Source organism: Paenirhizobium selenitireducens ATCC BAA-1503 (genome assembly GCF_900492185.1).
Classification (GTDB): domain Bacteria; phylum Pseudomonadota; class Alphaproteobacteria; order Rhizobiales; family Rhizobiaceae; genus Allorhizobium; species Allorhizobium selenitireducens_A.
Genome location: NZ_UEYP01000019.1, coordinates 18,538 through 43,668, shown reverse-complemented (window position 1 = coordinate 43,668; position 25,131 = coordinate 18,538). Strand labels below are relative to the sequence as shown.

General features: G+C 64.2%; 27 protein-coding genes. 11 read left to right on the top strand and 16 right to left on the bottom strand.

Translation table 11 applies throughout. From position 1 onward, the window contains the following. The first annotated feature begins 21 nt into the window (after positions 1-21). Genes puuD through RHIZ70P_RS20685 form a run of 4 tightly spaced genes read left to right on the top strand, consistent with a single transcriptional unit; the run spans position 22 to position 4,222 of the window. The gene (gene puuD, locus RHIZ70P_RS20700; RefSeq protein ID WP_115672369.1) at positions 22-1,257 is read left to right on the top strand and encodes a urate hydroxylase PuuD; all 1,236 of its coding nucleotides are present in this window, start codon (positions 22-24) and stop codon (positions 1,255-1,257) included. Then, positions 1,254-2,561, top strand: a complete 1,308-nt coding sequence (gene guaD, locus RHIZ70P_RS20695) for a guanine deaminase (RefSeq protein WP_115672367.1) — start codon at positions 1,254-1,256, stop codon at positions 2,559-2,561. Before puuD ends, guaD begins: the two co-directional genes overlap by 4 nt. Positions 2,562-2,590: 29 nt before the next feature. After that, the gene (locus RHIZ70P_RS20690; protein WP_235842301.1) at positions 2,591-3,031 is read left to right on the top strand and encodes a potassium channel family protein; all 441 of its coding nucleotides are present in this window, start codon (positions 2,591-2,593) and stop codon (positions 3,029-3,031) included. A 39-nt stretch (positions 3,032-3,070) separates the two neighbouring features. Continuing rightward, positions 3,071-4,222, top strand: coding sequence for an alpha-hydroxy acid oxidase (locus RHIZ70P_RS20685; protein WP_115672365.1), 1,152 nt, complete (start codon positions 3,071-3,073; stop codon positions 4,220-4,222). A 274-nt stretch (positions 4,223-4,496) separates the two neighbouring features. Here the strand turns inward: RHIZ70P_RS20685 and RHIZ70P_RS20680 are convergent, their stop codons facing one another. The 6 genes from RHIZ70P_RS20680 to RHIZ70P_RS20655 form a co-directional block, all read right to left on the bottom strand. Beyond that, on the bottom strand, positions 4,497-5,237 hold the full coding sequence (locus tag RHIZ70P_RS20680) for a metallophosphoesterase family protein (RefSeq protein WP_115672363.1): 741 nt from the start codon (positions 5,235-5,237) through the stop codon (positions 4,497-4,499). After that, positions 5,237-5,593, bottom strand: coding sequence for a hydroxyisourate hydrolase (uraH, locus tag RHIZ70P_RS20675; protein WP_115672361.1), 357 nt, complete (start codon positions 5,591-5,593; stop codon positions 5,237-5,239). The genes RHIZ70P_RS20680 and uraH overlap by 1 nt, the downstream gene beginning before the upstream one ends. Next, positions 5,590-6,090 carry an ureidoglycolate lyase gene (locus RHIZ70P_RS20670; protein ID WP_115672360.1) on the bottom strand — a complete coding sequence of 167 codons (501 nt, stop codon included), beginning with the start codon at positions 6,088-6,090 and terminating at the stop codon, positions 5,590-5,592. The genes uraH and RHIZ70P_RS20670 overlap by 4 nt, the downstream gene beginning before the upstream one ends. A 6-nt stretch (positions 6,091-6,096) precedes the next feature. Beyond that, positions 6,097-6,462 (bottom strand): DUF86 domain-containing protein, encoded by a 366-nt coding sequence (locus tag RHIZ70P_RS20665; RefSeq protein WP_115672359.1) that lies wholly within the window; start codon positions 6,460-6,462, stop codon positions 6,097-6,099. Further along, positions 6,459-6,749, bottom strand: coding sequence for a nucleotidyltransferase family protein (locus RHIZ70P_RS20660; protein ID WP_115672358.1), 291 nt, complete (start codon positions 6,747-6,749; stop codon positions 6,459-6,461). Before RHIZ70P_RS20660 ends, RHIZ70P_RS20665 begins: the two co-directional genes overlap by 4 nt. Positions 6,750-6,890: 141 nt before the next feature. Next, positions 6,891-7,931, bottom strand: a complete 1,041-nt coding sequence (locus RHIZ70P_RS20655) for a glutamine synthetase beta-grasp domain-containing protein (protein ID WP_115672357.1) — start codon at positions 7,929-7,931, stop codon at positions 6,891-6,893. 428 nt (positions 7,932-8,359) lie between these two features. Here RHIZ70P_RS20655 and RHIZ70P_RS20650 point away from each other — a divergent pair, with 428 nt between their 5' ends. After that, positions 8,360-8,512, top strand: a complete 153-nt coding sequence (locus tag RHIZ70P_RS20650; RefSeq protein WP_235842300.1) for a DUF2735 domain-containing protein — start codon at positions 8,360-8,362, stop codon at positions 8,510-8,512. A gap of 36 nt (positions 8,513-8,548) precedes the next feature. Here the strand turns inward: RHIZ70P_RS20650 and alc are convergent, their stop codons facing one another. The 7 genes from alc to RHIZ70P_RS20615 all read right to left on the bottom strand — a co-directional run bounded on the left by alc (position 8,549) and on the right by RHIZ70P_RS20615 (position 13,884). Next, the gene (gene alc / locus RHIZ70P_RS20645) at positions 8,549-9,571 is read right to left on the bottom strand and encodes an allantoicase (RefSeq protein WP_115672355.1); all 1,023 of its coding nucleotides are present in this window, start codon (positions 9,569-9,571) and stop codon (positions 8,549-8,551) included. 1 nt (position 9,572) lies between these two features. After that, positions 9,573-10,070: a 2-oxo-4-hydroxy-4-carboxy-5-ureidoimidazoline decarboxylase gene (gene uraD, locus RHIZ70P_RS20640; protein ID WP_115672354.1), complete on the bottom strand. Its 498-nt coding sequence runs from the start codon at positions 10,068-10,070 to the stop codon at positions 9,573-9,575. 138 nt (positions 10,071-10,208) lie between these two features. Beyond that, on the bottom strand, positions 10,209-10,487 hold the full coding sequence (locus RHIZ70P_RS20635) for a helix-turn-helix domain-containing protein (protein WP_115672352.1): 279 nt from the start codon (positions 10,485-10,487) through the stop codon (positions 10,209-10,211). Continuing rightward, positions 10,484-10,795: a type II toxin-antitoxin system RelE/ParE family toxin gene (locus RHIZ70P_RS20630; RefSeq protein WP_328588201.1), complete on the bottom strand. Its 312-nt coding sequence runs from the start codon at positions 10,793-10,795 to the stop codon at positions 10,484-10,486. The genes RHIZ70P_RS20635 and RHIZ70P_RS20630 overlap by 4 nt, the downstream gene beginning before the upstream one ends. A gap of 70 nt (positions 10,796-10,865) precedes the next feature. After that, positions 10,866-11,783 (bottom strand): allantoinase PuuE, encoded by a 918-nt coding sequence (gene puuE, locus RHIZ70P_RS20625; RefSeq protein ID WP_115672349.1) that lies wholly within the window; start codon positions 11,781-11,783, stop codon positions 10,866-10,868. A gap of 110 nt (positions 11,784-11,893) precedes the next feature. Further along, positions 11,894-12,601 (bottom strand): DUF1045 domain-containing protein, encoded by a 708-nt coding sequence (locus RHIZ70P_RS20620; RefSeq protein ID WP_115672347.1) that lies wholly within the window; start codon positions 12,599-12,601, stop codon positions 11,894-11,896. Positions 12,602-12,705: 104 nt separating this feature from the next. After that, positions 12,706-13,884, bottom strand: coding sequence for an NAD(P)/FAD-dependent oxidoreductase (locus RHIZ70P_RS20615; protein WP_115672345.1), 1,179 nt, complete (start codon positions 13,882-13,884; stop codon positions 12,706-12,708). Here RHIZ70P_RS20615 and mnmD point away from each other — a divergent pair. Then, positions 13,883-14,629, top strand: a complete 747-nt coding sequence (mnmD, locus tag RHIZ70P_RS20610) for a tRNA (5-methylaminomethyl-2-thiouridine)(34)-methyltransferase MnmD (protein WP_115672417.1) — start codon at positions 13,883-13,885, stop codon at positions 14,627-14,629. The genes RHIZ70P_RS20615 and mnmD overlap by 2 nt on opposite strands. On the opposite strand, the gene RHIZ70P_RS20605 is transcribed toward mnmD, so the two are convergent. From RHIZ70P_RS20605 to RHIZ70P_RS20595, 3 genes are all read right to left on the bottom strand, one after another. After that, entirely contained in the window at positions 14,603-18,748 is a 4,146-nt protein-coding gene (locus RHIZ70P_RS20605; protein WP_115672344.1) for a PAS-domain containing protein, read from the bottom strand. The genes mnmD and RHIZ70P_RS20605 overlap by 27 nt on opposite strands. 284 nt (positions 18,749-19,032) lie before the next feature. Then, positions 19,033-19,584, bottom strand: coding sequence for a cytochrome b/b6 domain-containing protein (locus tag RHIZ70P_RS20600; RefSeq protein ID WP_115672416.1), 552 nt, complete (start codon positions 19,582-19,584; stop codon positions 19,033-19,035). 20 nt (positions 19,585-19,604) lie between these two features. Next, complete coding sequence (locus RHIZ70P_RS20595; protein ID WP_115672342.1) at positions 19,605-19,880, bottom strand: PepSY domain-containing protein; 276 nt, start codon at positions 19,878-19,880, stop codon at positions 19,605-19,607. A 134-nt stretch (positions 19,881-20,014) separates the two neighbouring features. On the opposite strand from RHIZ70P_RS20595, the gene RHIZ70P_RS20590 reads away from it, so the two are divergent. The 5 genes from RHIZ70P_RS20590 (at position 20,015) to RHIZ70P_RS20570 (ending at position 25,093) form a co-directional block, all read left to right on the top strand. Next, positions 20,015-20,380, top strand: coding sequence for a PepSY domain-containing protein (locus RHIZ70P_RS20590; RefSeq protein WP_181904091.1), 366 nt, complete (start codon positions 20,015-20,017; stop codon positions 20,378-20,380). After that, positions 20,380-21,045 carry a response regulator transcription factor gene (locus RHIZ70P_RS20585; RefSeq protein ID WP_115672338.1) on the top strand — a complete coding sequence of 222 codons (666 nt, stop codon included), beginning with the start codon at positions 20,380-20,382 and terminating at the stop codon, positions 21,043-21,045. The genes RHIZ70P_RS20590 and RHIZ70P_RS20585 overlap by 1 nt, the downstream gene beginning before the upstream one ends. Next, positions 21,045-22,388 (top strand): sensor histidine kinase, encoded by a 1,344-nt coding sequence (locus tag RHIZ70P_RS20580; RefSeq protein ID WP_235842299.1) that lies wholly within the window; start codon positions 21,045-21,047, stop codon positions 22,386-22,388. The genes RHIZ70P_RS20585 and RHIZ70P_RS20580 overlap by 1 nt, the downstream gene beginning before the upstream one ends. Before the next feature lie 77 nt (positions 22,389-22,465). Beyond that, positions 22,466-23,386, top strand: a complete 921-nt coding sequence (locus tag RHIZ70P_RS20575) for a purple acid phosphatase family protein (protein WP_181904090.1) — start codon at positions 22,466-22,468, stop codon at positions 23,384-23,386. Between the two features lie 324 nt (positions 23,387-23,710). Then, on the top strand, positions 23,711-25,093 hold the full coding sequence (locus RHIZ70P_RS20570) for a DEAD/DEAH box helicase (RefSeq protein WP_115672332.1): 1,383 nt from the start codon (positions 23,711-23,713) through the stop codon (positions 25,091-25,093). Positions 25,094-25,131: the final 38 nt, after the last annotated feature.

Sequence of the window (25,131 nt, the reverse complement as noted above, 5' to 3'; positions counted from 1 at the left end):
AGACCATAAAGGGAATCCCGCATGTACGAATACGCCATTGCCTGGGAATGGCTCTCCTTTGCCGTGCGCTGGCTGCACGTCATCACCGCGATCGCCTGGATCGGCTCGTCCTTCTATTTCATCGCGCTCGACCTCGGCCTGGTGAAGCGCGCGCATCTGCCGGCCGGTGCCTATGGCGAGGAATGGCAGGTGCATGGCGGCGGTTTCTACCACATCCAGAAGTATCTCGTGGCGCCCGCGACCATGCCGGAGCACCTGACCTGGTTCAAATGGGAAAGCTACGCCACCTGGCTGTCGGGCTTTGCCATGCTCGCCGTCGTCTATTACGGCGGGGCCGACCTCTTCCTGATCGACCGGCACGTGCTCGACCTCACCCAATGGCAGGCGATCGCCCTTTCCGTCGCTTCGCTCGCGGTGGGCTGGGTGATCTACGACCAGCTCTGCAAGTCGCCGCTCGGCCGGAACATCTGGGTACTGATGGGCGTGCTCTACGTGGCGCTGATCGTCATGGCCTGGGGCTATACCCAGATCTTCACCGGCCGCGCCGCCTTCCTGCATCTCGGCGCGTTCACCGCCACCATCATGTCGGCAAACGTCTTCCTGATCATCATCCCGAACCAGAAGATCGTCGTCGCCGACCTGATCGCCGGCCGCACGCCCGACCCGAAATACGGCGTGATCGCCAAACAGCGTTCGCTGCACAACAACTACCTGACGCTCCCCGTCATCTTCTTCATGCTGTCCAACCATTATCCGCTGGCCTTCGGCACCGCCTATAACTGGGTGATCGCAGCACTTGTCTTCCTGATGGGCGTCACCATCCGTCACTGGTTCAACACCACCCATGCCCGCAAGGGCCGGCCGACCTGGACCTGGCTTGCCACCCTCCTGATCTTCATCGCCATCATCTGGCTGTCGACGGTTCAGAAGGCCCCGGTCGAGGAAGAGGTTTCGGTCGCGCCCGTCAATCTGCGCTTCGTCGAGAACGCCCATTACGAGGCTGCCCGCGACGTCGTCATGTCGCGCTGTTCGATGTGCCATGCCGCCGAGCCCGTCTGGGAGGGCATCGTGCGGCCGCCGAAGGACGTGAAGCTGGAGACGGATGCGCAGATCGCCGCCCATGCGCGCGAGATCTACATCCAGGCCGGCCGCAGCCATGCCATGCCGCCGGGCAACATCACCGAAGTCTCGTCCGAGGAGCGCGCCCTGCTGGTCGCCTGGTTCGAGAGTGCCGTGTCTGAGGTGAAGCAGCCATGAGCGCCACCCTCTATCGCGGCCGCACGCTGAGCTTCATCCGCGCGCCGGAACACATCGACGACACCGGCAGCTATCGCTACGAGAGCGAGGGCGCGCTTTTGGTCGAGGACGGCAAGATCGTCGCCATGGGCAACTTTGCCACAGTCAATGCGGCCGCGCCCGAAGCGACGGTCGTGATCGACCACCGCCCGTACCTCATCCTGCCGGGCCTGATCGATACCCATGTGCATTTCCCCCAGATGCAGGTGATCGCGTCTTATGCCGCCAACCTGCTCGAATGGCTGAACACCTATACCTTCCCCGAGGAATGCCGCTTCGTCGAACAGGCCCATGCCGAGCGCATCGCCAGGGCCTTCTTCGACGAGTTCTTCCGCAACGGCACGACCACCGCGGTCGCCTATTGCTCGGTGCACAAGGCCTCGGCCGACGCCTATTTCGCCGAGAGCCTCAGGCGCGGCAGCCTGATGATCGGCGGCAAGGTGATGATGGACCGCAACGCGCCACAGGGCCTGCTCGACACGCCGGAGACCGGCTATGACGAGACGCGCCAGGTGATTGCCGACTGGCACGGCAAGGGTCGAAACCACGTCGCCATCACCCCGCGCTTCGCCATCACCTCGACGCCTGAGCAAATGGAGCGCGTGCAGGCGCTGGCTGAGGAGTTCCCCGACCTGCACATCCAGACGCATCTGTCGGAAAACCACGACGAGATCCGCTACACCTGCGAGCTTTTTCCCGACGCCCGGGATTATACCGACATCTACGCGCATTATGGCCTATTGGGACCCAAGAGCCTGTTCGGCCATGCGATCCACCTGTCGGACCGCGAGGCGGATGCCATGAGCGAGGCAGGTGCTGTCGCCGTCCACTGCCCGACCTCCAACCTCTTCCTCGGCTCCGGCCTGTTCCCCCTGCGCAAGTACCAGCGGCGTGACAAGAAACTGCGGATCGCGGTTGCCACCGATATCGGCGGCGGCTCGAGCTATTCCATGCTGAAGACCATGGACGAGGCCTACAAGATCCAGCAATTGCTCGGCGAGCGGCTCAATCCGCTGGAAAGCTTCCACCTGATGACACTCGGCAATGCCGAGGCGCTGTCGCTCGCAGACCGGATCGGCACGCTGGAGCCCGGCACGGACGCCGATTTCGTCGTGCTCGACGCAGCCGCCACACCCGCCATGCGGCTCAGGATGGAAACGGTCAAATCCCTTGCGGAGGAACTGTTTCTGCTGCAAACCTTGGGCGACGACCGGTCGGTCGTGGAAACCTATGTCGCCGGGCGGGCCGCACGCCCGGTCTCGTGACACTCCAGCGGTGCGGACGCGAATTCATCTTGCTGCAGCTTTTCGCCAATCTCGCCCTCGGCGTCATGATGATCTCACTGACGGTCGTCATCCATACCTTCGGCCTGATCTGGATCACCCATGCCATGAGCTGGATCACCGACCGGATCCGGTTGGCCGGCCATCGGAGCCACTTGCTGGCGATGAACACGGTGGTGATCGGCGTGTTCCTCGTGCTGACGGCGGAAGTCTGGCTCTGGGCGCTGTGCTATCGCCTGCTCGGCTACATCACCGACTTCCCCACCGCGCTCTATTTCGCCACCATCACCTTTTCGACGGTCGGCTATGGCGACGTGGTGCCGGGCCACGAATGGCGCATGCTGGCCGCGCTCGAGGGAGTGAACGGCTTCGTCCTGATCGGCTGGTCGACGGCCTATCTCGTCGCCGCCGGCATGCGCGTCGGCCCCTTCCGCTCCGGAGAGCATTTCTGATGGCCCTCTGTCCTTAACGTCCAAAGAGGTAGTCCCCCCGTGTCCCCCATTCTCGAGATCGCCGACCTGAAGCGGCTGGCGAAACGCCGCGTGCCGAAACTGTTCTTCGACTATGCCGACAGCGGCGCCTATACCGAAAGCACCTACCGCGCCAACGAGAGCGATTTTTACAGGATCAAGCTGCGCCAGCGCGTGCTGGTCGACATGAGCGGCCGTTCGCTCGAAACGACGATGATCGGCGAAAAGGTGAAGATGCCGGTGGCGCTGGCCCCGACAGGCTTGACCGGCATGCAGCATGCCGACGGCGAAATGCTGGCGGCAAGGGCTGCGGAAGAGTTCGGCGTGCCCTTCACCCTGTCGACCATGAGCATATGCTCGATCGAGGACGTCGCCTCGGTCACCACGAAACCCTTCTGGTTCCAGCTCTACGTCATGCGCGACCGCGATTTCGTGCTGAACCTGATCGAGCGTGCCAAGGCGGCGAAATGCTCGGCCCTGGTGCTGACCGCCGACCTGCAGATCCTCGGTCAGCGCCACAAGGACATCCGCAACGGCCTTTCCGCCCCGCCGAAGCTGACGCCCAAGCATCTCTTTCAGATGGCGACCCGCCCGCGCTGGTGCTGGAACATGCTGAAGACCGACAAGCGCACCTTCCGCAACATCCATGGCCACGCCAAGAGCGTCACCGATCTCGCCTCGCTCAATGCCTGGACCACGGAACAGTTCGACCCGCAGCTGTCGTGGAAGGACGTCGCCTGGATCAAGGAGCGCTGGGGCGGCAAGCTGATCATCAAGGGCATTCTCGACGTCGAGGACGCGAAGATGGCGGCCGAGACCGGGGCCGACGCGATCGTCGTCTCCAATCATGGCGGCCGCCAGCTCGACGGCGCCCATTCCTCGATCGCCATGCTGCCGCGCATCGTCGATGCGGTCGGCGACCGGATCGAGGTCCATCTCGACGGCGGCATCCGCTCCGGCCAGGACGTGCTCAAAGCCGTGGCCCTTGGCGCCAAGGGCACCTTCATCGGCCGCCCCTTCCTCTACGGCCTCGGCGCCATGGGCAAGCCGGGCGTCACCAGGGCGCTGGAAATCATCGCCAAGGAGATGGATGTCACCATGGCGCTGTGCGGCAAGCGCAGGATCGCGGAGATCGACGAGAGCATCATCGCCGAGAACCCGTTCAAGGGGTGAAGCCGGAGGGCCTTTGGCAGGAGCCAAAGTCTGCGCCGGAGCCAATCCGGCAGGCCAAAAAAGCCGCCTCCTGCAAGCCGGAGTTGGCGGGAGCCGTCCTTGCTGACGAGCCAAGCGGTGTCGGTCCCTCTCCTCCCCGGCGGGGAGAAGGTGGCGCGTAGCGCCGGATGAGGGGGGCGAAGCCAATTGATGGCGGCGCACTCGGCCCCCTCATCGCCTCGCATGCGCTCGGCACTTCTCCCCGCTGGGGAGAAGAGGGAAATCCGCCGCCGCCTCAGGCCACCCAACCGGTCGACAGCGCGCTGATCCAGTCGGCCATGCCGTGCGCCTTCGCCAATTCGGCGGCAGCCGCATTGTCGTAGCGCACCTGCCGGAAGGTCGGCTGCCAGCCGCGGCCGGTCTTTTCCAGCACGGCATAGGCGGCAAACGGCGTTCCGGCCTGGGCCTTGTGGTAGAACGGCTTGTCATAGTCGAAACCGGGGCAGCCCACACTGCCCGGATTGACGATCAGCCGGCCGTCGGAAAGCTGGGCGGAGCGGGCGATATGGCTGTGGCCGCACAGGATCAGCGGCTGATCGATGCCTTCCGCCAGCGCCTCGATCTCGTCGATCGGCCTCAGGTGGAAGATGCCGGCCTCGTGCAGCGTCTCCATCCAGTAGGTGTTGTCGTCCTTGGGCGTCGCGTGGCAGAGATAGACCTCGTCGCGATAGACGGCGCTGAACGGCAGCGTGCCGATCCAGTCGAGCTGGGCTTGCGAGAGTTGCGCATGGGACGGCCGCTCCCAGTCGCCCATCTCTTCGAACGGCCGGTCGATCAGCGCCCGGTCGTGATTGCCGCGCACCGTCACGGCATTGAGCGGGATCAGCAGGTCGGCGGTCAGCCCGGCTTCGAGCGGTCCGGAAAAGCAGTCGCCGAGATTGACGATCTCGCTGATCCCCTGCCGGCGGATATCCTCGAGCACGGCTTGAAGCGCCAGGTGGTTGCCGTGCACGTCGGCGATGGCGGCAAAGATCATCAGCTGCCCCGGTAGGTCGAATAGCCATAGGGCGAAAGCAGAAGCGGCACGTGATAATGGGCGCTCGTGTCGGATATGCCGAAGCGGATCGGGATCACGTCGAGGAAGGGTGGCTCGGTCAGCGAAACACCGCTCGCCTTCAGATAGTCACCGGCATGGAACAGCAGCTCGTACTGGCCGGCCTGGAACTCGGCGTCCTGGAGCAGCGGCCCGCCGTCGATCCGGCCATCGGCGTTGGTAAAGACCGTGGTGATCAGCTCGGCCTCCTCCCCGTTCATCCGCATCAGCTGGATCTTCAGCCCTTCGGCGGGTTTACCGAGGGCGGTATCGAGGACGTGGGTGGTGAGGCCGGTCATAGATGGGGCTCCAGGATGCGGTATGGCGTTGCGAAGAAATGCTCTTCGAGATTGTTGCCCGGACCGTCGCGATCGACAACCAGAAAATCGGAGACCGCGCCGATCGCCATCAGCGGGTGATGCCAGACGTTGCGACGGTAGTTCACCCCCTGGTCGGGGCGCGCCAGGAAGACCTCAGGCCGGCCGGGCCGACCGCCCTCGTCCGGCGACACGGCCACCAGGAAGGACCGCCCAGACAGTGGCGAAAAACTCTGGCTGCCGAAGGGATGGCGCTCCATCATGCCGATCTCGTAAGGGAAGCTGCGAGGCTGGCCGCGGAAGATGCTGGCGATCACGTGGCCCCCCTCGCCCGCAGCCTCGGGCGCAAACAGCGAGTGGAACCGCTCGGTGGTGCCGCCGTTGATGAGGCGCATGGTGGACGGGTCGGCCTCGATCACCTCGCCGAAGGGGGCAAAGGCTTCGGCGGTGAGCGGCTGGATGGAAAGGAGATCGGTCAAGCGGGGTTATTCTCCCTGGATATGCGGATGGCGCAGCTGATCGAGCTGGGTGATGAGTGCCGGCATGTCGTTCTGGACGGTGTCCCAGACCAGCGGCCAATCAGGATCTCCGTATTGGCGGAGGACCACGTTGCGCAACTCCTCGATCTTCGACCAGGCGATGTCCGGGTGTTCGGACGCCACATCCGGAAAACGGCTGAGTATCCTGGATGCAGCGGCGGCGATCAGCACGAAGGTCATGGCGACCGCGCGCTGGGTCAGGATATCCCGCTCGAATGTCTCCAGTGTCGACCCGCTGATGAAGCTGATCGCCTCCGAGGCTGCCTCCTGCATGTCGAGAAGATTGTCGAGAAGCCGCTGCTCCGGGGTCATATGGCCGCCGCCTCGGCCAGGATCCGCTCTCGCATCCGGGGCTTTAGCCCGCCCGATGTCAGCACATCCACCTTACATGGCAGCAGTTGCTCCATCTCGGACTGCAAACCGCCTAAGTCGAACAATGTCATCCCCGGCAAGGCATCGACCAGTATGTCGAGATCGCTGTCGATCCGGTCCTCGCCACGCGCCACCGAGCCGAAGACGCGAGGGTTCGCCGCGTTGAAGCGCTTCGTCGCCTCGCGGATCGCCTGACGGTTCTTTTCCAACACTTCGGATGGTTTCATCGGCGCTCTCCTCAGTGGCTAATATAGGCGAGCCGCCGCGCCGAGGGAAGCGCGGCGGAGCGCAAGGGGCATAGCCTCCAAACACAGACGACGCCGGCTTTCGCCGGCGTCGCTGGGATTGTCTTGGGAATGCAAATCCGATCAGGCGGCGCTGCGGCCGTAGTCGGCGGTGGCCACTTCCGAGATCGTCTTCAGCACCTGGGAAGCGATCTGGTAGGGGCAGCCCTGGGAGTTCGGACGACGGTCTTCAAGATAGCCCTTGTAGCCGTTGTTGACGAAGGAATGCGGAACGCGGATCGAGGCGCCGCGGTCGGCCACGCCGTAAGAGAACTTGTCCCACGGAGCGGTCTCGTGCTTGCCGGTCAGGCGCATGTGGTTGTCCGGACCGTAGACATCGATGTGCTCTTTCCAGTTCTTGGCGAAAGCGGCCATCAGGGCTTCGAAATATTCCTTTCCGCCGACTTCGCGCATGTACTTGGTCGAGAAGTTGCAGTGCATGCCCGAGCCGTTCCAGTCGGTGTCGCCGAGCGGCTTGCAATGGAACTCGATGTCGATGCCGTAACCTTCGCACAGACGCAGCAGCAGGTAGCGGGCGATCCAGATCTGGTCGGCGGCCTTCTTGGAGCCCTTGCCGAACACCTGGAATTCCCACTGGCCCTTGGCCACTTCGGCATTGATGCCTTCGTGGTTGATGCCGGCTTCGAGGCAGAGGTCGAGATGTTCCTCGACGATCTGGCGGGCGACGTCACCGACATTCTTGTAGCCGACGCCGGTGTAGTACGGGCCCTGCGGCGCAGGGAAACCGTGTTCCGGGAAGCCGAGCGGGCGGCCGTCCTTGTAGAAGAAATATTCCTGCTCGAAACCGAACCAGGCATCCTCGTCGTCGAGGATCGTGGCGCGGGCGTTCGACGGATGCGGGGTGACGCCATCCGGCATCATGACTTCGCACATGACCAGCGCACCGTTGGTGCGGGCCGGATCGGGATAAATGGCGACCGGCTTCAGCACGCAATCGGAGCTGCGACCTTCGGCCTGCAGGGTCGAGGAACCGTCGAAACCCCAGAGCGGAAGCTGGTCCAGCGTCGGGAAGGAATCAAACTCCTTGATCTGCGTCTTGCCGCGAAGGTTCGGAACCGGCGTGTAGCCGTCGAGCCAGATGTACTCGAGCTTAAACTTGGTCATTCTTCGTCTCTCTTCAGTCAGGCGCTCGCCCAAGAGCGCAACAGAGGGCTGATTCTCCGGCACGCCGGCGAGTCCCGATTAAGAAAGCATGAAGCGTGCCAACTTCGCTGAAAGCTGCGCCAATTGCCCGATTTTTTGACGCCCACCCCAGAACAGAGGCGGCCGAGCGGCCGGCAACCGTGAGCATTCTGCCTATTTTGTGGGAACCTCCGCGGCCCTGGCGTGTTTTTCGCCGGCATGGTCGCGCAATCCGAAGTGATGCAATTGCGACCACCGATGAGATGGCCGCATATATGCCTATAGATTAGGCATTTTGCACTTTCCATGTGCATTCAATCGGAAGCTCTGATAGAATTGTTTTAATGAACTGTTCGCGACGAACGTAAAGAGGCAGTGGCATGACAACGAACATGGTTCGGGACTCTGCAATGATCTTGCAGTTCCCGGTTCGCAACCTTCAGAAGCTGAAGGAGATGCAGGAGCGCGAGAGCCGCTCGCGTCCGCCCATCATGGAGAGCGGCTGCGGCGGTTGGTATCACCAGGAGGCCATCCGCGAAGCCGAAGAGGCGCGCAAGCAATAGGCGCGCCCCAGTCTTCAGATCTGGCCTCTGTTCGCGTCAGGCCTTGATGCCGAACAGACGCAGGCGCATGACGCCGCCGTCCGGATGCATGGCGAAACGAACGTGGGTGACGGGCCCGATATCGGCGATGGCCGGGCCGGCAAATTCGTGCTTGCGGTCCATTTCCAGCTTTTGCCGACCGAGAATCGGCTTCCAGCCTTCCGAGGCGGCGATTTCCGCCTCGCTCCAGCTGTCGCCGGCCTCCGGCAGATAGGCACCAAGCAATTCGCAGGTGTCGGGATAATTGCCCTTGAAGAAATGCGTGTCGACGATGACGCGCCGGATCAGGCCGGCATGGCCAAGCCGGATGATCGCCCAGTCGTGTCCGGGCCCGCGCCGGCGCTTGGTCTCCCATCCGTCGCCCATGTTGAGGCCCCGGCCGGGCCCGAGCATCTTGTCGGGATGGCCATAATGGGCGTCCGACCAGGCGAGCGCCTTGGCGCCGTGGAAGACATAAGCCAGGTCGAGTTCCTGCTCCTCGCCGACCGCCGACCAGTCGAAATGCGCCGCCCCATAGACCCGCAGCCGCGCCACGCCGCCATCCGGATAGATGTGCAGCCTCAGATGCGTCCAAACCCTGTCGCGGTCGGCATTCTCGAAGAAATGCTGGGCGCTGGGCCCGAGCGGCGACTTCGGCAGGAGTTCGCTCCACTCGGTCGCCTCCGTCGGATCACCCTCGGCGACGAAAGCCGCCTCGATCGAGCAATGCGGCGGGTAGTTGCCGGTGAAGAAGCGGGTATCGACGTCGAAGCCGAAGATGCGGCCCGGCATGGCGAGCCGAATCACCGACCAGTCGTGGCCGGGCACCCGCTTGCGCCGGCTTTCCCAGCCGTCCATGTACTTGCCGTTGTCGTCGTAGAGATCCGGATCGAATTCGGCCGGCGCGTCGTTCAGCATGCGCGACAGCGGCGCAAAGAACTCGTCGGTCGAGAAGATCCCTTTCGCGCCGAGGCGGGCCGAAGCGAGGTTCACGGCGCCTGCGGCAAAGTCGGGCAGGACCACGGTCGAGATTTCGGGCATGTCAGCTGTTCTCCGGAATGAGGCTTTCGAGGCGAAGCCGGGCAATCTTCTCGACCTGCGCGCAGGCCGTGTCCAATTCCGTCTCGCGACTGTTGTCGATCCGCCTCTCGAAGGCGGCCAGAATGTCGTCCTTGGCCAGCCCCTTCACGGCAATGATGAAGGGAAAGCCGAATTTGGTGGTGTAGGCATCATTGAGCGCGGTGAAGCGGGCATGTTCCTCGGGCGAAAGCCGGTCGAGCCCGGCGCCGGCCTGCTCCTTACGGCTGTCCTCGGTCAATCCGCCGGCAATCGCCAGCTTACCGGCCAGATCCGGATGGGCGCGCAGCACGCCGAGCCGTTCGTCCTGGGAGGCGCTCCGGAATTTTTCGGTGAGCGCCGCATGCACCCCGGATGCCGAAAGCGGCTCGACGACCAGACCGGCGTCATAGGCCCGCTCGGCGATGAACGGCGAGTGTTCGAACGCGCCGCCGAAGCGGGAAATGAAGTCCGCCTTGTCCATGAAGTCTCCCGGCACGCGAAGCAGTTGATTGGAACCGAGGCCAAGGAGTAGCGAAGCCCGGAGGGCTTGTCGAGGCGCCGGCCCGGTCCAATGGGGCTCAAGGTAAGAACAGCCTCCGGCGCTCCGCCACGGAAGGCATCAGGTCTCGACGAGATTGATTTCCAGCCTTGCACCCGTCGCCTCGGCATAGCGCCTAAGCGTCGCAAGCGACGGCGAGACGCCGCCGCCTTCCAGTCGGGCGATCGCCGATTGGGTCGTCCCGATCCGGCGTGCCAGTTCCGCCTGCGACAGCTTGGCCCGGGTGCGCGCGAGCACCAGCGACTCGATCAACCGGAACTCCTCGTCCGCTTTTTGATATTCGGCCCGGAACTCCGGGTTCTCCATCAGCTTCTTCTTGAGATCGGCGATCCTGGTCATGCTTTCACCTCTTTCAGGCGCGCCCGCGCCAACTCCAGCGCCCCTTTCGGGGTCTTCTGCGATTTCTTGACGAAGACATGCAGCACGACAACGCGCCGCCCCGTCACGGTGACATAGATGCCCCGCGCGATACCCTCCGATGCCTTGGCGCGCAGTTCCCAGAGTTTGCCGTCGAGATGCTTGACATGCGGCTCGTGCAACTGCTCGAGCCCGACAGCCTCTATCGTTTCGAGGAGGCGGATCAGACGCGCCTGCAGCCCCGGCGGAAGCGCCAGGATCTCGGCATCAACGGCATCGTGGGTTTCCACAGTCCATCGCATATACGCTATATAGCGTATCCGCTATGATGCTGCAAGATTGAAGTCGGGAACCTCAGCCTCACACCGGCTTGTGGTTCCTGTGCCAGTGCTCGGCGATCTCGATGCGTTTCGGGATCCACACCTTTTCGTGGCTCGTCACGTAGTCGATGAAGCGGGCAAGGGCCGCGGCGCGGCCGGGGCGGCCGACGAGGCGGCAGTGGAGGCCGACCGACATCATCTTGGCGCTGCCCGCCTTGCCTTCCGCGTAGAGCACGTCGAACGTGTCCTTGAGATAGGCGAAGAACTGGTCGCCCGAGTTGAAGCCCTGCGGTGTGGCGAAACGCATGTCGTTGGTTTCAAGCGTATAGGGGATGATGAGGAAGGGCTTGCCGTCCACGCCATTCACCCAATAGGGCAGATCGTCGGCATAACTGTCGGAGGAATAGAGGAAACCGCCCTCCTCCATCACCAGCTTCAGCGTGTTGTTCGACGGCTTGCCCTGGTACATGCCAAGCGGATGGGAACCGGTCAGTTCCTTGTGCAGGCGCACCGCTTCGAGAATGTGCTGACGCTCGACCGCTTCGGGGAAATCCTTGTATTCGAGCCAGCGATAGCCGTGGCTGGCGATCTCCCAGCCGGCCTCCTTCATCGCAGCAACGGCCTCCGGATTGCGCGCCATGGCGAGCGTCACGCCGTAGACGGTGACGGGCACCCGGCGTTCGGTGAACATCCGCCAGAGCCGCCAGAAGCCGGCGCGGGAACCATATTCGTAGATCGATTCCATGTTGAGGTTGCGCTGGCCGGGCCAGGGCTGCGCGCCGACGATCTCCGACAGCAGGTTTTCGGAGGCCGGGTCGCCGTCGAGGATCGAGCTTTCGCCGCCCTCCTCATAGTTGACGACAAACTGCACGGCGATGCGGGCATCGCCCGGCCAGCGCGGATCGGGAGGATTGCGACCATAGCCGACAAGGTCGCGGGGATAGTTGGCGTCGTGCATCAAATCACCCTGAAATCGGACGCCAGACGGTAAGCAGGCCGGCGTCCGATGTCGAGATGAAAACGGCGGCCATCACCCCAGGCGTCCGGCCCCCGGTCGCCCGCTCCGCCTCAGGCGATCTTGCGGGCCGCGACCCGGCCCATCGGGTGCAGGGAATGCACCACGAAGGGCGCGCCCGGTTCCTTCTCGACGAACAGAGCGAGGTTGGCAATCTCCACCGGATCGCCGAGCAAGGGTTCGAAATAGCCGGCCAGAGCGCTTTCCATCCGGCCGAAATCGCGGTGAAGCAACGGCCCGGTCAGCGTCATGTGGAAGCGGAACTCGTCCATGACGTAAGGATGGCCCCAGCGATGCAGGTTGGAAAACTGCGAGGCCGACAGTCCGTCCGGATTGCGCCGCTCGATCTCCGCCTCGCTGAGCGGGGCGCGATAGACGTCGAACTGCTGCACCACGGCGGCGGCCAGATAGTCGAGCGCGGCACAGGGAGCCTCCGGCACGAGACCGTAGAAATCCCCGAGGCGGCCAACCACCAGTCGGGGAATCTCGAACGGTTCGAGCGTCCCGGCAAAACGCATCAATTCGCGCAGCAGGGTGGCCTCCGTGCAGTCGCCACGCAGGTGGAACGGCGCCTTGAGCGTCGCGTGGAAACCATAACGGCGCGGCAGCGCGGTGTGAAAAGCGATCTCGTGCAGGCCGAGCCCGCGCACGGCCGGATGCTCGACGGGATCGCCCGAATAGACGCTGCGCCCGAGCCAGCTGGCCGCCGCAAGCGTCAGCGCGTCGCTCGAAGGCGGGGTAAAGTAAATGGCATACCGCATGCGACACCTCGCTTCCGGGGGACGTCCATTTTAGCAATCGACGTTATAACGGAGGAGTTAGGTGATTTGCGTGACAGTATGACGACGGGAAACGCGCAAGCGCCTCACGCGACGCGTGCAGCGACCGCGATGTGGTTGCTGAGATGGAACCCCTCGGGAATTGCCGGAGGCTGGCCGACAATGGTGGAAAGGGCTGCATCGGCGAGCCGGTGCGCCATGCCGAAGCTGACCTTGAAGCCACCGGTCAGGGCCACCACACGCGGCGCGTCCGGATGCGGCCCCACCATCGGATCGCGATCGATCGCCTTTGGTCGCAGGCCCGCCCAGCGCTCGACCACCTCGGCGGAGTGCAGGACCGGCGCAAGGTAACGCGCACGCGCGATCAGCGCCTCCAGTTGCTCGTCCGTCGTAAAGGGCGAAGCGAAATGGTCCTCGCTGGTACTGCCGATCGCGGCGATGCCGCCCTCGTGCGGTACGATGTAGAGCCCGTCGAGATAGAGCAATGGCAGATCGGGGTCGATGTCGCCCTTGAGCAGGGCCGCCTGTCCCTTGACCGGCTGCCCGAGCGGGCGGGCGAGCGGGGGCCCGAGCGTTTCGAGCAGGGGAAAAGCCTTGTATCCCGCCGCGAGGATGCAATGGCCGAAGGTAACCGTGGTGCCATCCGTCAGACGTGCCGATGCGGCGTCGATCGCCGCTACTCCGCAGCCCTCGATGATCCGCACATGCCGCGACGCGCGCAGCCGTTCGACCAGCATGCCGGTCAGCCCGCGCGGCGAAACCCGCGCCGAAAACGTGTCGTGGACAAGCCCGGCATGGCTGGCATCGGGCGCGGGCCAACCGGGACCGAACGGCGAGGCATCGACGGCATGCCAGTGGAAGGCGCGCTCTCCGGCCCGCCAGTTGTCCTTGGCCTGGCCCTCATGGCGACCGGCAATCGTCCTTAAGTGTGGCTTCGCCAGAGGGATCAGCCGGCCGGAACGACGATATCCGGCGAAGAGGCCCGTTTCCCCCTCGAGGCGCCGCACCTCCTCTTCCAGCGACAGCAGCGCGTCGAACTGGAACTTTTTCTTGTCGTTCCACTTGTCCGGCATGTGCGGCATCAGCGCGCCCAATAGCCCACCGCTCGCGCCTTGCGCGAGCGGTCCTTCGTCGACGATGAGCGTATCGATGCCCAGCCGGTCGGCCTTCAGCGCCGCCCACAGGCCCATGATGCCGCCGCCGACGATCAGCAGGTCGACAGGCGATTGACCGGCAAGCCCGCTGGCATTATCCGCTATGCTCATGGCCCATTCCACCTCGACATCACCGACCGCCCCAGCCGGCCAGGAACTCACCTGGCGCGACGGCGATATGCCCTATTCGACCGCCTTTGACGATCATTTTTATTGCCAGACCGATGGCAGGCTCGAATGCGGTCACGTCTTCCTCGCCGGAAACGGCCTGCCGGAACGCTGGGTCCGGCCCGGCAACTTCCGCATCGGCGAACTGGGTTTCGGCACGGGGCTCAACGCCTGCGAGACCTGGCGGCAATGGAAATCAACGCGACCGGACGGGGCCCACCTGCATTTCGTCTCGTTCGAGCTCTATCCGATGCGCGCCGAGGAACTGTCGCGGGCGCTGACGCGCTGGCCGGAAATCGATGTCGAGCGGGAGGCGCTCGTGGCGCGCTGGCCGGAGCATCCCGCAGGTGAAGTGGATATTGCGCTCGATGAATGGACGCGGCTGACCGTGCTGTGCGGCGACGCGCTGGAAAGCCTCGGCACCTGCCCGCTCGCCTTCGACGCCTGGTATCTGGACGGCTTCGCGCCCTCTCGCAACGCCGCCATGTGGTCGCCCGAACTGATGCGCGCGGTCTTCGACCACACGGTGCCGGGGGGCAGCTTCGCCACCTATGCGGCCGCCGGTTTCGTCCGCCGCAACCTGATCGCCGCGGGCTATGCCCTGGAGCGTCGCAAGGGATTTGCCGGAAAGCGGGAAATGCTGTGCGGCGTCAAGCCCCGATCAATGGCCCAGATCGAGGAGGCCTGATCCGTCGCGCAGCGAATGGCCGAGCCAACGCTCGATTTTCGCCTCGAGCTGCTCGGGACTGACCGGCTTCGACAGATAATCGTCCATGCCGGCGGCGAGGCACGCCTCCCGGTCGCTGTCGAGCGCATGCGCGGTCACGCCGATGATCGGCACATGGCGCCCCTCACCCTCCGCCTTCTCCGCCTCGCGAATGGTGCGCGCCGCCTGGTGCCCGTTCAGCACCGGCATCGAGACGTCCATGATGATCAGCCGCGGATGAAGGGCGCGCCAGGCATCGATGGCCTCGCGCCCGTTGGTCACGACGTTGTGGGAAAGGCCGACCGCCTGGAGGATTTGGCGGAAAACGATCTGGTTCACCTCGTTGTCCTCGGCGACCAGCACGTCGCATTCCGTCCGGGCGTTGCTTGCCGTGCGGACGGGCCCGGCGGCTCCTGCCGCCCCGTCCCGATCGGTCTGAAGCGCAGGCGGTGCAGGCTGCCTCGCGGAACCGATATCCGCCGCGGGCAGGCTTCGCCGGCTGTTTGGATGCGAAGCGACCAGACGCGCCACGTGCTCCGCGCGCTGACGTCCGCCGGCCGCGCTTCCGAGCCGTGCGGCGCGCACAACCTCGACAATCGCATTGCGCAGCAGATTGGCGCGGGCCGGCTTCATCAGGTGCGCCTGGACATTCAACTGCTGGAAGATCCGCTCGTCGCCGACCATGTCCATCGAGGTCAGGAAGACCATGGCGATCGCCTCGAAGCGCTTGTCCGCGCGGATCATCCGGGCCACGTCGATCCCGTTCATCACCGGCATCTGGTAGTCGATGACCAGCGCGTCGATCGTCACGCCGAGGCGATGGGCCTCCTCGAGAACGGCCATCGCCGCGGACCCGCTCTCGACGGCGACACCGTCGAAACCCCAGAGGGCCAGCTGCTCGGTGAGGATGCGGCGATTGATGTCGTTGTCGTCGATCACCAGGACGCGGGCGCCGTCGACATTGACCGGCAGCGGCTGCAGCTTGTGGCGTTCGTGGGCCATCGTGAACGGTATGCGGACGGTGAAGACGGAGCCTTCGCCGACAGTGCTCTCAACGTCGATGGATCCGCCGAACAGGTCGACCAGGCCGGCGGTGATCGCAAGACCCAGCCCTGTCCCTTCATGACGCCGCGTCGACGACGTGTCGACCTGAGAGAATTTTTCGAAGATCGAGGCCCGCTTGTCTTCGGGAATGCCGATGCCGGTATCTTCGATGCGCATCGTCAGCATCGACTGCGATGCGTCGCAGGGTGCGCTGGACAGCTCGATCAGCACATGCCCCTTTTCGGTGAACTTGATGGCGTTGCCGACCAGATTGGTGACGATCTGGCGGAAACGGCCGGGATCGCCGGACACCATGTGGCGCACGGTGGCGTCGCCGCGGACGATCAGTTCGATATCCTTGTCCGCCGCCGATGCCGAAAGAAGCGTCGCCACGTCCTCGATCGCTTCGACGGGATCGAACGGCACCTTGCGCAGCTTCAACTGCCCGGCGTCGATCTTGGAAAAGTCGAGGATGTCGTTGATGATGGTCAGCAGCGCATTGCCGGACTTGACGATGATGTCGACGAAGGTTTTCTGGCGGGTGTCGAGAACCGACCGCGCCAGAAGTTCGGCCATGCCGAGGACACCGTTCATCGGCGTGCGGATCTCGTGGCTCATATTGGCGAGGAATTCGGACTTGGCCTTGTCGGCCGCCTCGCTGCGGGCAAGCAGCACGGTCAGTTCCGCCTCGCGGGTCTTGAGCTCGGTGATGTCGGTGCACACGACCATCCAGTGGCCGCGCCCGCTCGCCGTCGCCTCCATCTGGATCCAGGTCTTGCCGTTGCTGAGGAAGGTCGCCGAAAAACCGTTCTCCGAGTGAACCTTTTCCTGCCAGTCCTTGAGCACCGCCATCGGCTCCGGGCCGAAATCGCCGCGTCGGGCGCAATAGGCAAAGCCGGCATGCCAGCTCTGGCCGGGATCGAGCAGCGCCTGCGGCACGGCGAGCATGCGCACCAGCGACTCATTGCTCTGGATGATGACCCCATCCTCGATGACGGCCAGGCCCTGCGCCATGACGCGGGTCGCGTCCGTCATGAACTGCCCGAGCCGTTCGAGCTGTTCGCGCGCCTCGCTGAACTCCCTCTCCTGGCGGCGAAGCTCGGTGAAGTCGGAATAGGTGACAAGGAACTTGCGGTCGGCGAGTGATGTGGTGGTGATGAGCACCTGCTTGCCATCGGGATAGACCAGCTCACGCTGGATCGTGCCGTCGAGCGTACGCAGTTCGGCGACGCGATCCACAAGCCCGGACTCGAAGTCCTTGCCCCCTTCCCAGACCCAGCCGCGATCCTGGTTGGTCTTGGCATAGTCGCGGAACGTCGTTCCCTCCAGCACGCGGTCGGCAGGCCATTCCCAAATCTCGCGGCTCTTGGAATTGGCGAACTCGATGACGAGGTCCTCGTTGAGGATGATGACGCCGACCGGCATGATCCGCAGGATGTTGACGATGTCGCCATAGAGCTTTTCGGCCCGTGCCTGCGCCTGCATGAGCTCTCGCTCGCGGGCCTTGAGGTCCGACACATCGGTGATCGAGCCGACGAGATAGCGCCGCTGGTCGGGCGTGGTGATGCGATTGAGGCGCGTGATGACGGAGTGGATGCGCCCCTCGGCCAGCGGCAGGTCCTGCGCGCGCTCGATCGGCTCGCCGTTCTCCAGAAGGTGCAGGTTCTCCTCGCGCAATTGCTGTCCCAGTCGCGGGAACATCTCCTCTTCGTTGAGGCCGTAGAACTTGTCCTGCTGCTCTCCCTGCAAGGCCGCATAGGCGGAATTGGCGAAGATCAGCCGGCGTTCGCCATCGCGAATGAAGACCGGAACCGGCAATTGCTCGATCGCTGTGCGGTAGAGAACACTCTCCTGCTCGCGTTGATGCAGCGCGGTGATATCGGAATAGGTAATGAGGATCTTGCCACTGGCGAGCCGCTTGCTGCGGATGGCCAGGATCCGGCCGCTCAGCGTCTCCGCGCGCGACGTCGTGGTGTTCTCCGGATCGTTGAACTGCACCAAACGCCTATTGAAGATCCGCTCGACATCGTCGTCGACATTCGTCGATCCGACCCGGCGGACGGTGTAGGCGATGAAATCCCGATAGTGCCATCCCGCCATGTCGACCGGGGCATCCGTCTCCAGCATGTCGTAGAAGGCGTCGTTGGCATAGTCGATGGCATGGTCGGCCGAAAGGATCAGCACCCCCACCGGCATGGACCGGAGAAGGCTTTCGACGTGGCGGTGCAACCCTTCGGCCTCGTCCTGCGCCTCGACCAACTGAGTTTCGCGGCTCTTCAAGGCCGATATGTCGGTGACCGAACCGACCATATAGCGTGCCCCGTTCGGCATGGTGATCCGGCTCGCGCGCGATATGACCGGAACGACGATGCCGTCCTTGCGCACGAAGCAGTCTTCGACCTCCATCGTCTCCCCGTCTTCCAGGATGCGGCAGTTCTCGGCATGGTAGCGGTCGCCGCGCTCGGGAAAGGCCTCCTGTTCGGTCTTGCCGATCAACTGCTGCAGGGGCTGGCCGACAATCTCGAGAAAGGCACGATTGGCAAACACCATGCGATGCAGTTCATCGCGGACATAGGTCGCAACGGGAAGATCTTCGAGCGTGGCGCGGAACAGGGTATCGGCGCACCCACCGCACGCCTCGGCGCGGGCTGCAGCGCCGGCGGCCTGCCCCGTTTTCGATGGACCGGCACGCTTTGACTTCGACACTCTCGGCGGCGCCTCCTCGAACATGCCGAATACGTAGATGGAATCGTCGTCGCCGAAAAACCGTTCGACACGTAGCGGATAGCGGTCATGGGCAAACGGATCGAAGACCAGCGTCGTCTGCTCGTCGCCGAATACCACGACCTGGCGCTCGCGGTCGTCGCGCACGCCATCCTCGAGCCGGCCGAACAGTTCGCGGTCGGTCTTGCCGGCGAAAGCTTCCGGCGCCTCGCGGAAGAAGCGCGCATAGGCCTCGTTGACGACCACATAGCGCAGTTCGCTGTCCTTGATGAAGGCGGGCACCTCCAGTTCGGCGATCTTCTCGCAGGCCAAGTTGAGCAAATCGCCACCCATGTTCAAGTACAGTACTTCTGCCCAGAAAATGCTCTCGAATGGTAAATGCGAGGTAACCAGGCAGCGGTGGTCACCTTCCCCGGACGCGCAAGGGCTTGGTCCGGTGGTCGATAGTGACGACCCTGGCTTGCCCGAGCCTTTCAGCCGGGCGCCCCTTCGGATCACGGCGGCCGCTTGAGCAGTGGCCGTCCACGAACGGAAAAGACCCCGGACAGGGCCGATCCCGTCCGGGGTCCTTCTTCTCGGCCGCGTTCATCGGGCGGCGGTTCTCCCGGCCTTGAAGGTCAGCGGCGGCGCTTCCAGCCGTTCAGCATGGCGCGCACGAGGTTTTCGCGGTGTTCGAGGCTGGCAAGGGCGACGCCGGCGACGTGCAGCGCAATGAGACCGAGCGTGACATTGACCAGCACCTCATGCGTTTCCCCGACCCACTTGATGCCCCAGAAGGCATCGGTGGTCATCATGTAGCCGGTGGACACTATGCCCGTGATCGCCAGCAGAAGGGCGATCACCATGGCACCGCCCGCCGGGTTGTGGCCGAGATAGCGCTTCGCCCGCAACCGAGCCGTGTCGGCGAGAAAGGCGAGGATCGTCACCGGACTATGAATGAAGTTCGCGAACCGCGCATGCTCGGTGCCGATCAGTCCCCACACGACGCGAAGGGCCAAGAGTGCGGCGATCAGATAGCCCGAGACGATATGGGCCGACTTCCATTCGTCGCCCGTCAGGTAGGAAAAGGCAAAGAGCCCGACCAGCGACCAGTGGAAGATCCGCACGAACGGATCCCAGACCTTGATCCATTCCGTCCGCGTGGAGCGGACGGAATGGGCGCCTTGCATGTCCTGCGCAGCGTCGGACATCAATCGTCTCCCTCGCTGCCGACCTGCACGCCGGTTTCCGGGTTGAACAGGGCCTCGACCTTCTTGCCGTCCTTGATGCCGTAGACCTCGTAGCAACCCTTCTCCATCTTGATCTGGCGCACTTCGAAGCCCATGCTGACGGCCTTGGCTTTCATTGCGTCCTCGGTCATCCACTTTTCCTTCGGCGCATTGCCGCAGGAGGTTTCGCTCTCCGCGAAGGCGGCCGAACCGAAAGCGGTGGTGACGAGAAGCGCGGCGAAAATGGTCTTCTTCATGGGGTTTGTCCTTCGTCCTGGGGCCGGGCACCATTGCCCTCGACCAATGACGCAGACCCTAAACCGTCAGGGCTGAGCGATAACTGACAGGCCCTGTCAGCGAAAAATCAGTTTCGGCATGCTAAGGAACGATGATGAACGTTCGGGCCAGGCACATCTATCGGCAAATGATGACAGCGGCGTGCATGCTGCTGCTGCCGGCACTCTCCGTGCCGGCGATCGCCGACGGCACCGAAGATCGGCCCGGCTTCCCGAGCGTCGAAGCCGATGACGACCACGACGCCGCCCGCCGGGCCGTCGACAGCGGCGAGGCCTTGACGTTGGTGGAGGTCAAGCGGATCGTCAGCGAAAGGGTCCCGGGCGAGATCGTCTCCGTCAAGCTCGATCGTGAGAACCATAAACTCGTCTATGAATTCCGCATCCTCACCGCAAAGGGCCGTCTCGTCGAAGCCGAAGTGGATGCGGCGACCGGCACGATCCTCGAAGTCGAGAATGAATGATGCGGCTATTGCTGATCGAGGATGATCCGCTGATCGCCCGCGATGTCACGCTTCACCTGGAGCGGGCAGGGTTCGTCGTGGTGCATGAAAGCGACGGCGAGGCCGGATGGTTCACCGGTGACGCGGAGAATTTCGCCGCCGTGGTGCTCGATCTCGGCCTGCCGGGCATGGACGGCCTATCCGTCCTCAAGCGCTGGCGCGCCGCGGGACGGCAGATGCCGGTGCTGATCCTCACGGCCCGCGGCAACTGGCAGGAACGGGTCGAAGGCATCGATGCCGGCGCCGACGACTACCTGACCAAGCCGTTCCAGATGGCCGAACTCTTGGCCCGTCTGCGAGCCATCATCCGGCGCAGCGCCGGACAGGCCAATCCCGTCCTGCAGATCGGCGACATCGCCATCGACACCCGCACCAACACCGTCAGCCGCGCCGGCCTGCCCGTCGACCTGACCCCGCTGGAATTCCGTTGCCTCGCCCACCTCGCCCACAATCGCGACCGCAACGTTACCCAGCTCGAACTGACCGAACAACTCTACGCGCAGGATTTCGAGCGTGACAGCAATTCGGTCGAAGTGCTGATCGGCCGGCTGCGCAAGAAGCTGGGCAAGGATGCCATCTCGACGCGGCGCGGCTATGGCTACCGCATCGGTGGGGACGAAGGCTGATGCACTCCATACGCGGCCGCTTCCTGATCGTTTCCGCCGCCAGCGTGTTTCTCGCCATGGTACTGGCCACCATCGTCTTCGTTTCGATCTTCACCCGCAACCTGGAGCGACGCATCGACGAAGAACTGACCGGCCACATCAACCTGTTCGCCGGAACGCTGCGCTTTGCGCCCGACGGCAGTCTCGAACTGCCCGACCGGCCGGCCGACCGCCGCTTCACCGAGCCCTATGGCGGGCTTTACTGGCAGGTGGAGGACGACCGGAACAAACGCCAGCTGCGTTCGCCCTCGCTCTGGGATTATGCCCTGCCGCTGCCCACCGACATGCACGAGCCGGGTGTCGTGCATCGTTACACGCTGCCGGGCCCGGATGGAGGCAATCTGATCGTGCAGGAGCGGCAGATCATCGTCGCCGCCCCCGAGGGCCCGCGCCCCGTGCGGGTTGCGGCGGCGATCGACGACAGCGTGCTCGCCGAGGCGCGCCGCGTCTTCACCCTCGACATCATTCCCTTCATGGTCGTGCTGGCCGCCTTCCTCATCGCCGCCTCGCTGGCGCAACTGACCTTCGGCCTTCGTCCGGTCTCCTCGGTCAGCGAGGGGTTGAACCGCATCCGCGAACGCAAGGCCGAGCGGCTGACGGGCCGTTTTCCCAAGGAGTTGCAGGAGGTGGTCGCTGCGATGAACCGGCTGCTCGATGCGCAGTCGGTGATCATCCAGAAGGCGCGCACCCGCTCGGCCGATCTTGCCCATGGCCTCAAGACGCCGCTGACCGTCGTGGCCAACGACGCGGCAACACTGAAGGAGCGCGGGCAGACGGAGATCGGCGACGAACTCGCCCACCTGGCCGGCGTCATGCAGGCCCACGTCGACCGCGAACTGGCCCGCAGCCGCATTGCCGCCACCGCCGAGCTTCGCGCCTCGGATGCAGACCTCGCCACCGCCGTCGATCGCATCGTGCGGACGCTGAAGCGGACGCCGAGGGGCGGCGACCTCGCCTGGCAGGTGGACGTGCCGCCGGCCGTCACGGTCGAGGTCGATCCCCATGACCTCGAGGAACTGCTGGGCAACATTCTGGACAATGCGGTGAAATGGGCACGCTCGACCATAAGCGTCAGGGTCTGCCGCGACGCGGCCGGCCACCGGCTGGTGATCGAGGATGACGGCCCCGGCGCCGATCCGGCCGGACTGAAGCTGATGATGGAGCGCGGCATCCGCCTCGACAGCCAGAAACCGGGAACCGGCATCGGCCTTTCCATCGTCAAGGACATCGCTTCCGTCTACGATCTGACCATCGAGATCACGAATCGCGACGCCGGCGGACTGCGGGTGTCCGTTTCATTCTGACGCGAACCGGCGACCGGCGACCCGCACCAGTGCCTATCCAGTGCATACTCCAATGCATATCAATGAAGGAAATGTCGATGATTTATACCCGCCGCAGCCTCATCCAGGGGGGCCTCGCCTCGCTGGCGCTCGGCAGCCTCGCCCATGCGGCGGGCAAGCAGGAAGGCCAGCCCGCCAGGGATCTCTCCTTCCTCGTGGTCGGCGACTGGGGAGACGGACAGTCGCGCGCGACGGCCAGCGCGGTTGCCAAGGCGATGGGCGAAATCGGCGCACAGAAAGCGACTTCCTTCGTCATTTCCACCGGCGACAACTTCTATGAGAGTGGCGTCGACAGCACCACCGACACCAAATGGCAGACGAACTTCGAGGAGATCTACAGCGCACCGTCGCTGCAGGTGCCGTGGTATGCGGTGCTCGGCAACCACGATTACGGTGGTAGCGCCAAGGCGCAGATCGACTATTCCAAGAAGAGCCGCCGCTGGAGAATGCCCGGCCACTATTTCGCCGAGAGCAAGGCCTTTGGCGGGTCGAAGGCCGATTTCTTCTTCCTTGATACGCAGCGGATGAAGGGCGACACCCTGATGGAGATCGTGCTCCATCCGGACGCGGAACTGCAGCTCGACTGGCTCGACAGAAAGCTTTCTGCAAGCGTCGCGCCGTGGAAGATCGTCGTCGGCCATCATCCGGTCTTTTCCGGCGGACGGCATGGCGACAGCACCTTCCTCGGCCAGCGCCTGAAGCCTATCCTCGACCGCCACGGCGTTTCGATGTACCTGTGCGGCCACGACCATCACCTGGAGGCCCTGCGCTCGGAGCGGGTGGCCTATTTCGTCTCCGGCAGCGGCAGCCGGAGCCGGCCGCCGCGGCCGCATCCAAAGAGCTTGTTCGCCTCGCCGGTGCCGGGCTTCCTTCTCATCGAACTCTCTTCGACGGGGGGGACCGCATCCTTCTTCGACACGGACGCAGCCCTCGTCTACAGCCAGCCTCTCGCCCTCTGACGCCCGCGGCTTTCAACCTCGCCACCGGCCCCCGACCTTGCCGCAATGCAAAAGATTCCTTGACTTTCCAAGCCGGAAGGCCCATCTGCAACTCAGCTTTCACCTTCCGGCCGCCGCGTGAGCGGCCCGCGATCGACTTCAAGACGCGAAGAAGGATACAAAGCGCACGATAAAATGGCTGCATGTCGCAGCCCAACGCGCTGGAAAGCTTTTTTCCAACTTACAAGTTCCCAATTCACGCGGGGTTCTTGACGCTACGAGACAGGCAAATCGCAAGGTGCGATTTCGCCCGATGTCGCGTGGCGCCCCGAAAAGGTATTAGAATTGACCAACTTTCTTGAGCTTGGCCTGTCGCAGAACATTGCCGCCACGGTTGCCGGCCTCGGCTACGACACCCCGACCCCGATCCAGCTGAAGGCGATCCCGATCGTTCTGGAAGGCCGCGACCTGATCGGTCTGGCCCAGACCGGCACCGGCAAGACGGCCGCCTTCGGCCTGCCGCTGATCGAAATGCTGCTGAAAAACCCCACGCGTCCGGACAACCGGACCACTCGCACCCTGATCCTCGCGCCGACCCGCGAACTGGTGAACCAGATCGCCGACAGCCTGCGCTCCTTCATCAAGAAGACCCCGCTGAGGATCAACCAGGTCGTCGGCGGCGCCTCGATCGGCAAGCAGCAGCTGCAGCTGGAAAAGGGCACCGACATCCTCGTCGCAACCCCCGGCCGCCTGCTCGACCTGATCTCGCGTAACGCCATCTCGCTGCGCGCCGTCACCTATCTGGTGCTCGACGAAGCCGACCAGATGCTCGACCTCGGCTTCATCCACGACCTGCGCAAGATCTCCAAGATGGTCCCGGCCAAGCGCCAGACCCTGCTGTTCTCGGCGACCATGCCGAAGACCATTGCCGATCTCGCCGCGACCTTCCTCCACAACCCGGCCAAGGTCGAGGTCTCGCCTCCGGGCAAGGCCGCCGACAAGGTCGAACAGCACGTACACTTCGTCGCCGGCCAGAACGCCAAGACGGAAATGCTGAAGAAGATCCTCACCGACAATCCGGACGGCCGCTCCATCGTCTTCCTGCGCACCAAGCATGGCGCGGAAAAGCTGATGAAGCACCTGGAGATCGTCGGCTTCTCGGTCGCCTCGATCCACGGCAACAAGAGCCAGGGCCAGCGCGAACGGGCGCTCAAGGGCTTCCGCGACGGCGAGATCCGCACGCTGATCGCCACCGACGTCGCCGCCCGCGGCATCGACATCCCGGCTGTCAGCCACGTGTTCAACTACGACCTGCCGGAAGTGCCGGACGCCTACATCCACCGCATCGGCCGTACAGCCCGTGCCGGACGTGACGGCATCGCGATCGCTTTCTGCGGTCCGGACGAAGGCCGCCTGCTGCGCGACGTCGAACGCCTGATGGGCATCGACATTCCGGTTGCCAGCGGCGAAGCCCCGACCAACCTCAGCCGTCCGGCCCGCCCGCAGCGTCGCGGCGGCGGTGGCGGCGCCCCCGGCGGCAACAACCGCAACCACCAGGGCCAGGGCCGTCCGAAGCATGACGGCGAAGGTCGTCCGGCCGGCAAGCCCGGCCAGCGCAAGGGCGGCAATGGCGGCGCAGGCCGTCCGGCCGCAGCCCATGGCAAGCCGGCCTCCGGTCGCCCGAGCAGCCCCGGCGGCCAGCAGCGCAACCGTCGCCGCGAGGCCTGAGCCTTTTTGACTTGAGACGGATAATTGATTGAAAATCG

What these genes read in the sequence shown, in the direction of transcription:
- mnmD (WP_115672417.1), top strand. Translation starts at nt 13,883, where the DNA reads ATGGCCCATTCCACCTCGACATCACCGACCGCCCCAGCCGGCCAGGAA.
- RHIZ70P_RS20655 (WP_115672357.1), bottom strand. Translation starts at nt 7,931, where the DNA reads ATGACCAAGTTTAAGCTCGAGTACATCTGGCTCGACGGCTACACGCCG.
- puuD (WP_115672369.1), top strand. Translation starts at nt 22, where the DNA reads ATGTACGAATACGCCATTGCCTGGGAATGGCTCTCCTTTGCCGTGCGC.
- RHIZ70P_RS20660 (WP_115672358.1), bottom strand. Translation starts at nt 6,749, where the DNA reads ATGAAACCATCCGAAGTGTTGGAAAAGAACCGTCAGGCGATCCGCGAG.
- RHIZ70P_RS20635 (WP_115672352.1), bottom strand. Translation starts at nt 10,487, where the DNA reads ATGACCAGGATCGCCGATCTCAAGAAGAAGCTGATGGAGAACCCGGAG.
- puuE (WP_115672349.1), bottom strand. Translation starts at nt 11,783, where the DNA reads ATGCACGACGCCAACTATCCCCGCGACCTTGTCGGCTATGGTCGCAAT.
- RHIZ70P_RS20665 (WP_115672359.1), bottom strand. Translation starts at nt 6,462, where the DNA reads ATGACCCCGGAGCAGCGGCTTCTCGACAATCTTCTCGACATGCAGGAG.
- RHIZ70P_RS20580 (WP_235842299.1), top strand. Translation starts at nt 21,045, where the DNA reads ATGCACTCCATACGCGGCCGCTTCCTGATCGTTTCCGCCGCCAGCGTG.
- uraH (WP_115672361.1), bottom strand. Translation starts at nt 5,593, where the DNA reads ATGACCGGCCTCACCACCCACGTCCTCGATACCGCCCTCGGTAAACCC.
- RHIZ70P_RS20595 (WP_115672342.1), bottom strand. Translation starts at nt 19,880, where the DNA reads ATGAAGAAGACCATTTTCGCCGCGCTTCTCGTCACCACCGCTTTCGGT.
- RHIZ70P_RS20620 (WP_115672347.1), bottom strand. Translation starts at nt 12,601, where the DNA reads ATGCGGTATGCCATTTACTTTACCCCGCCTTCGAGCGACGCGCTGACG.
- RHIZ70P_RS20575 (WP_181904090.1), top strand. Translation starts at nt 22,466, where the DNA reads ATGATTTATACCCGCCGCAGCCTCATCCAGGGGGGCCTCGCCTCGCTG.
- RHIZ70P_RS20605 (WP_115672344.1), bottom strand. Translation starts at nt 18,748, where the DNA reads ATGGGTGGCGATTTGCTCAACTTGGCCTGCGAGAAGATCGCCGAACTG.
- alc (WP_115672355.1), bottom strand. Translation starts at nt 9,571, where the DNA reads ATGCCCGAAATCTCGACCGTGGTCCTGCCCGACTTTGCCGCAGGCGCC.
- guaD (WP_115672367.1), top strand. Translation starts at nt 1,254, where the DNA reads ATGAGCGCCACCCTCTATCGCGGCCGCACGCTGAGCTTCATCCGCGCG.
- RHIZ70P_RS20600 (WP_115672416.1), bottom strand. Translation starts at nt 19,584, where the DNA reads ATGCAAGGCGCCCATTCCGTCCGCTCCACGCGGACGGAATGGATCAAG.
- RHIZ70P_RS20650 (WP_235842300.1), top strand. Translation starts at nt 8,360, where the DNA reads ATGATCTTGCAGTTCCCGGTTCGCAACCTTCAGAAGCTGAAGGAGATG.
- uraD (WP_115672354.1), bottom strand. Translation starts at nt 10,070, where the DNA reads ATGGACAAGGCGGACTTCATTTCCCGCTTCGGCGGCGCGTTCGAACAC.
- RHIZ70P_RS20680 (WP_115672363.1), bottom strand. Translation starts at nt 5,237, where the DNA reads ATGATCTTTGCCGCCATCGCCGACGTGCACGGCAACCACCTGGCGCTT.
- RHIZ70P_RS20590 (WP_181904091.1), top strand. Translation starts at nt 20,015, where the DNA reads ATGAACGTTCGGGCCAGGCACATCTATCGGCAAATGATGACAGCGGCG.
- RHIZ70P_RS20585 (WP_115672338.1), top strand. Translation starts at nt 20,380, where the DNA reads ATGCGGCTATTGCTGATCGAGGATGATCCGCTGATCGCCCGCGATGTC.
- RHIZ70P_RS20615 (WP_115672345.1), bottom strand. Translation starts at nt 13,884, where the DNA reads ATGAGCATAGCGGATAATGCCAGCGGGCTTGCCGGTCAATCGCCTGTC.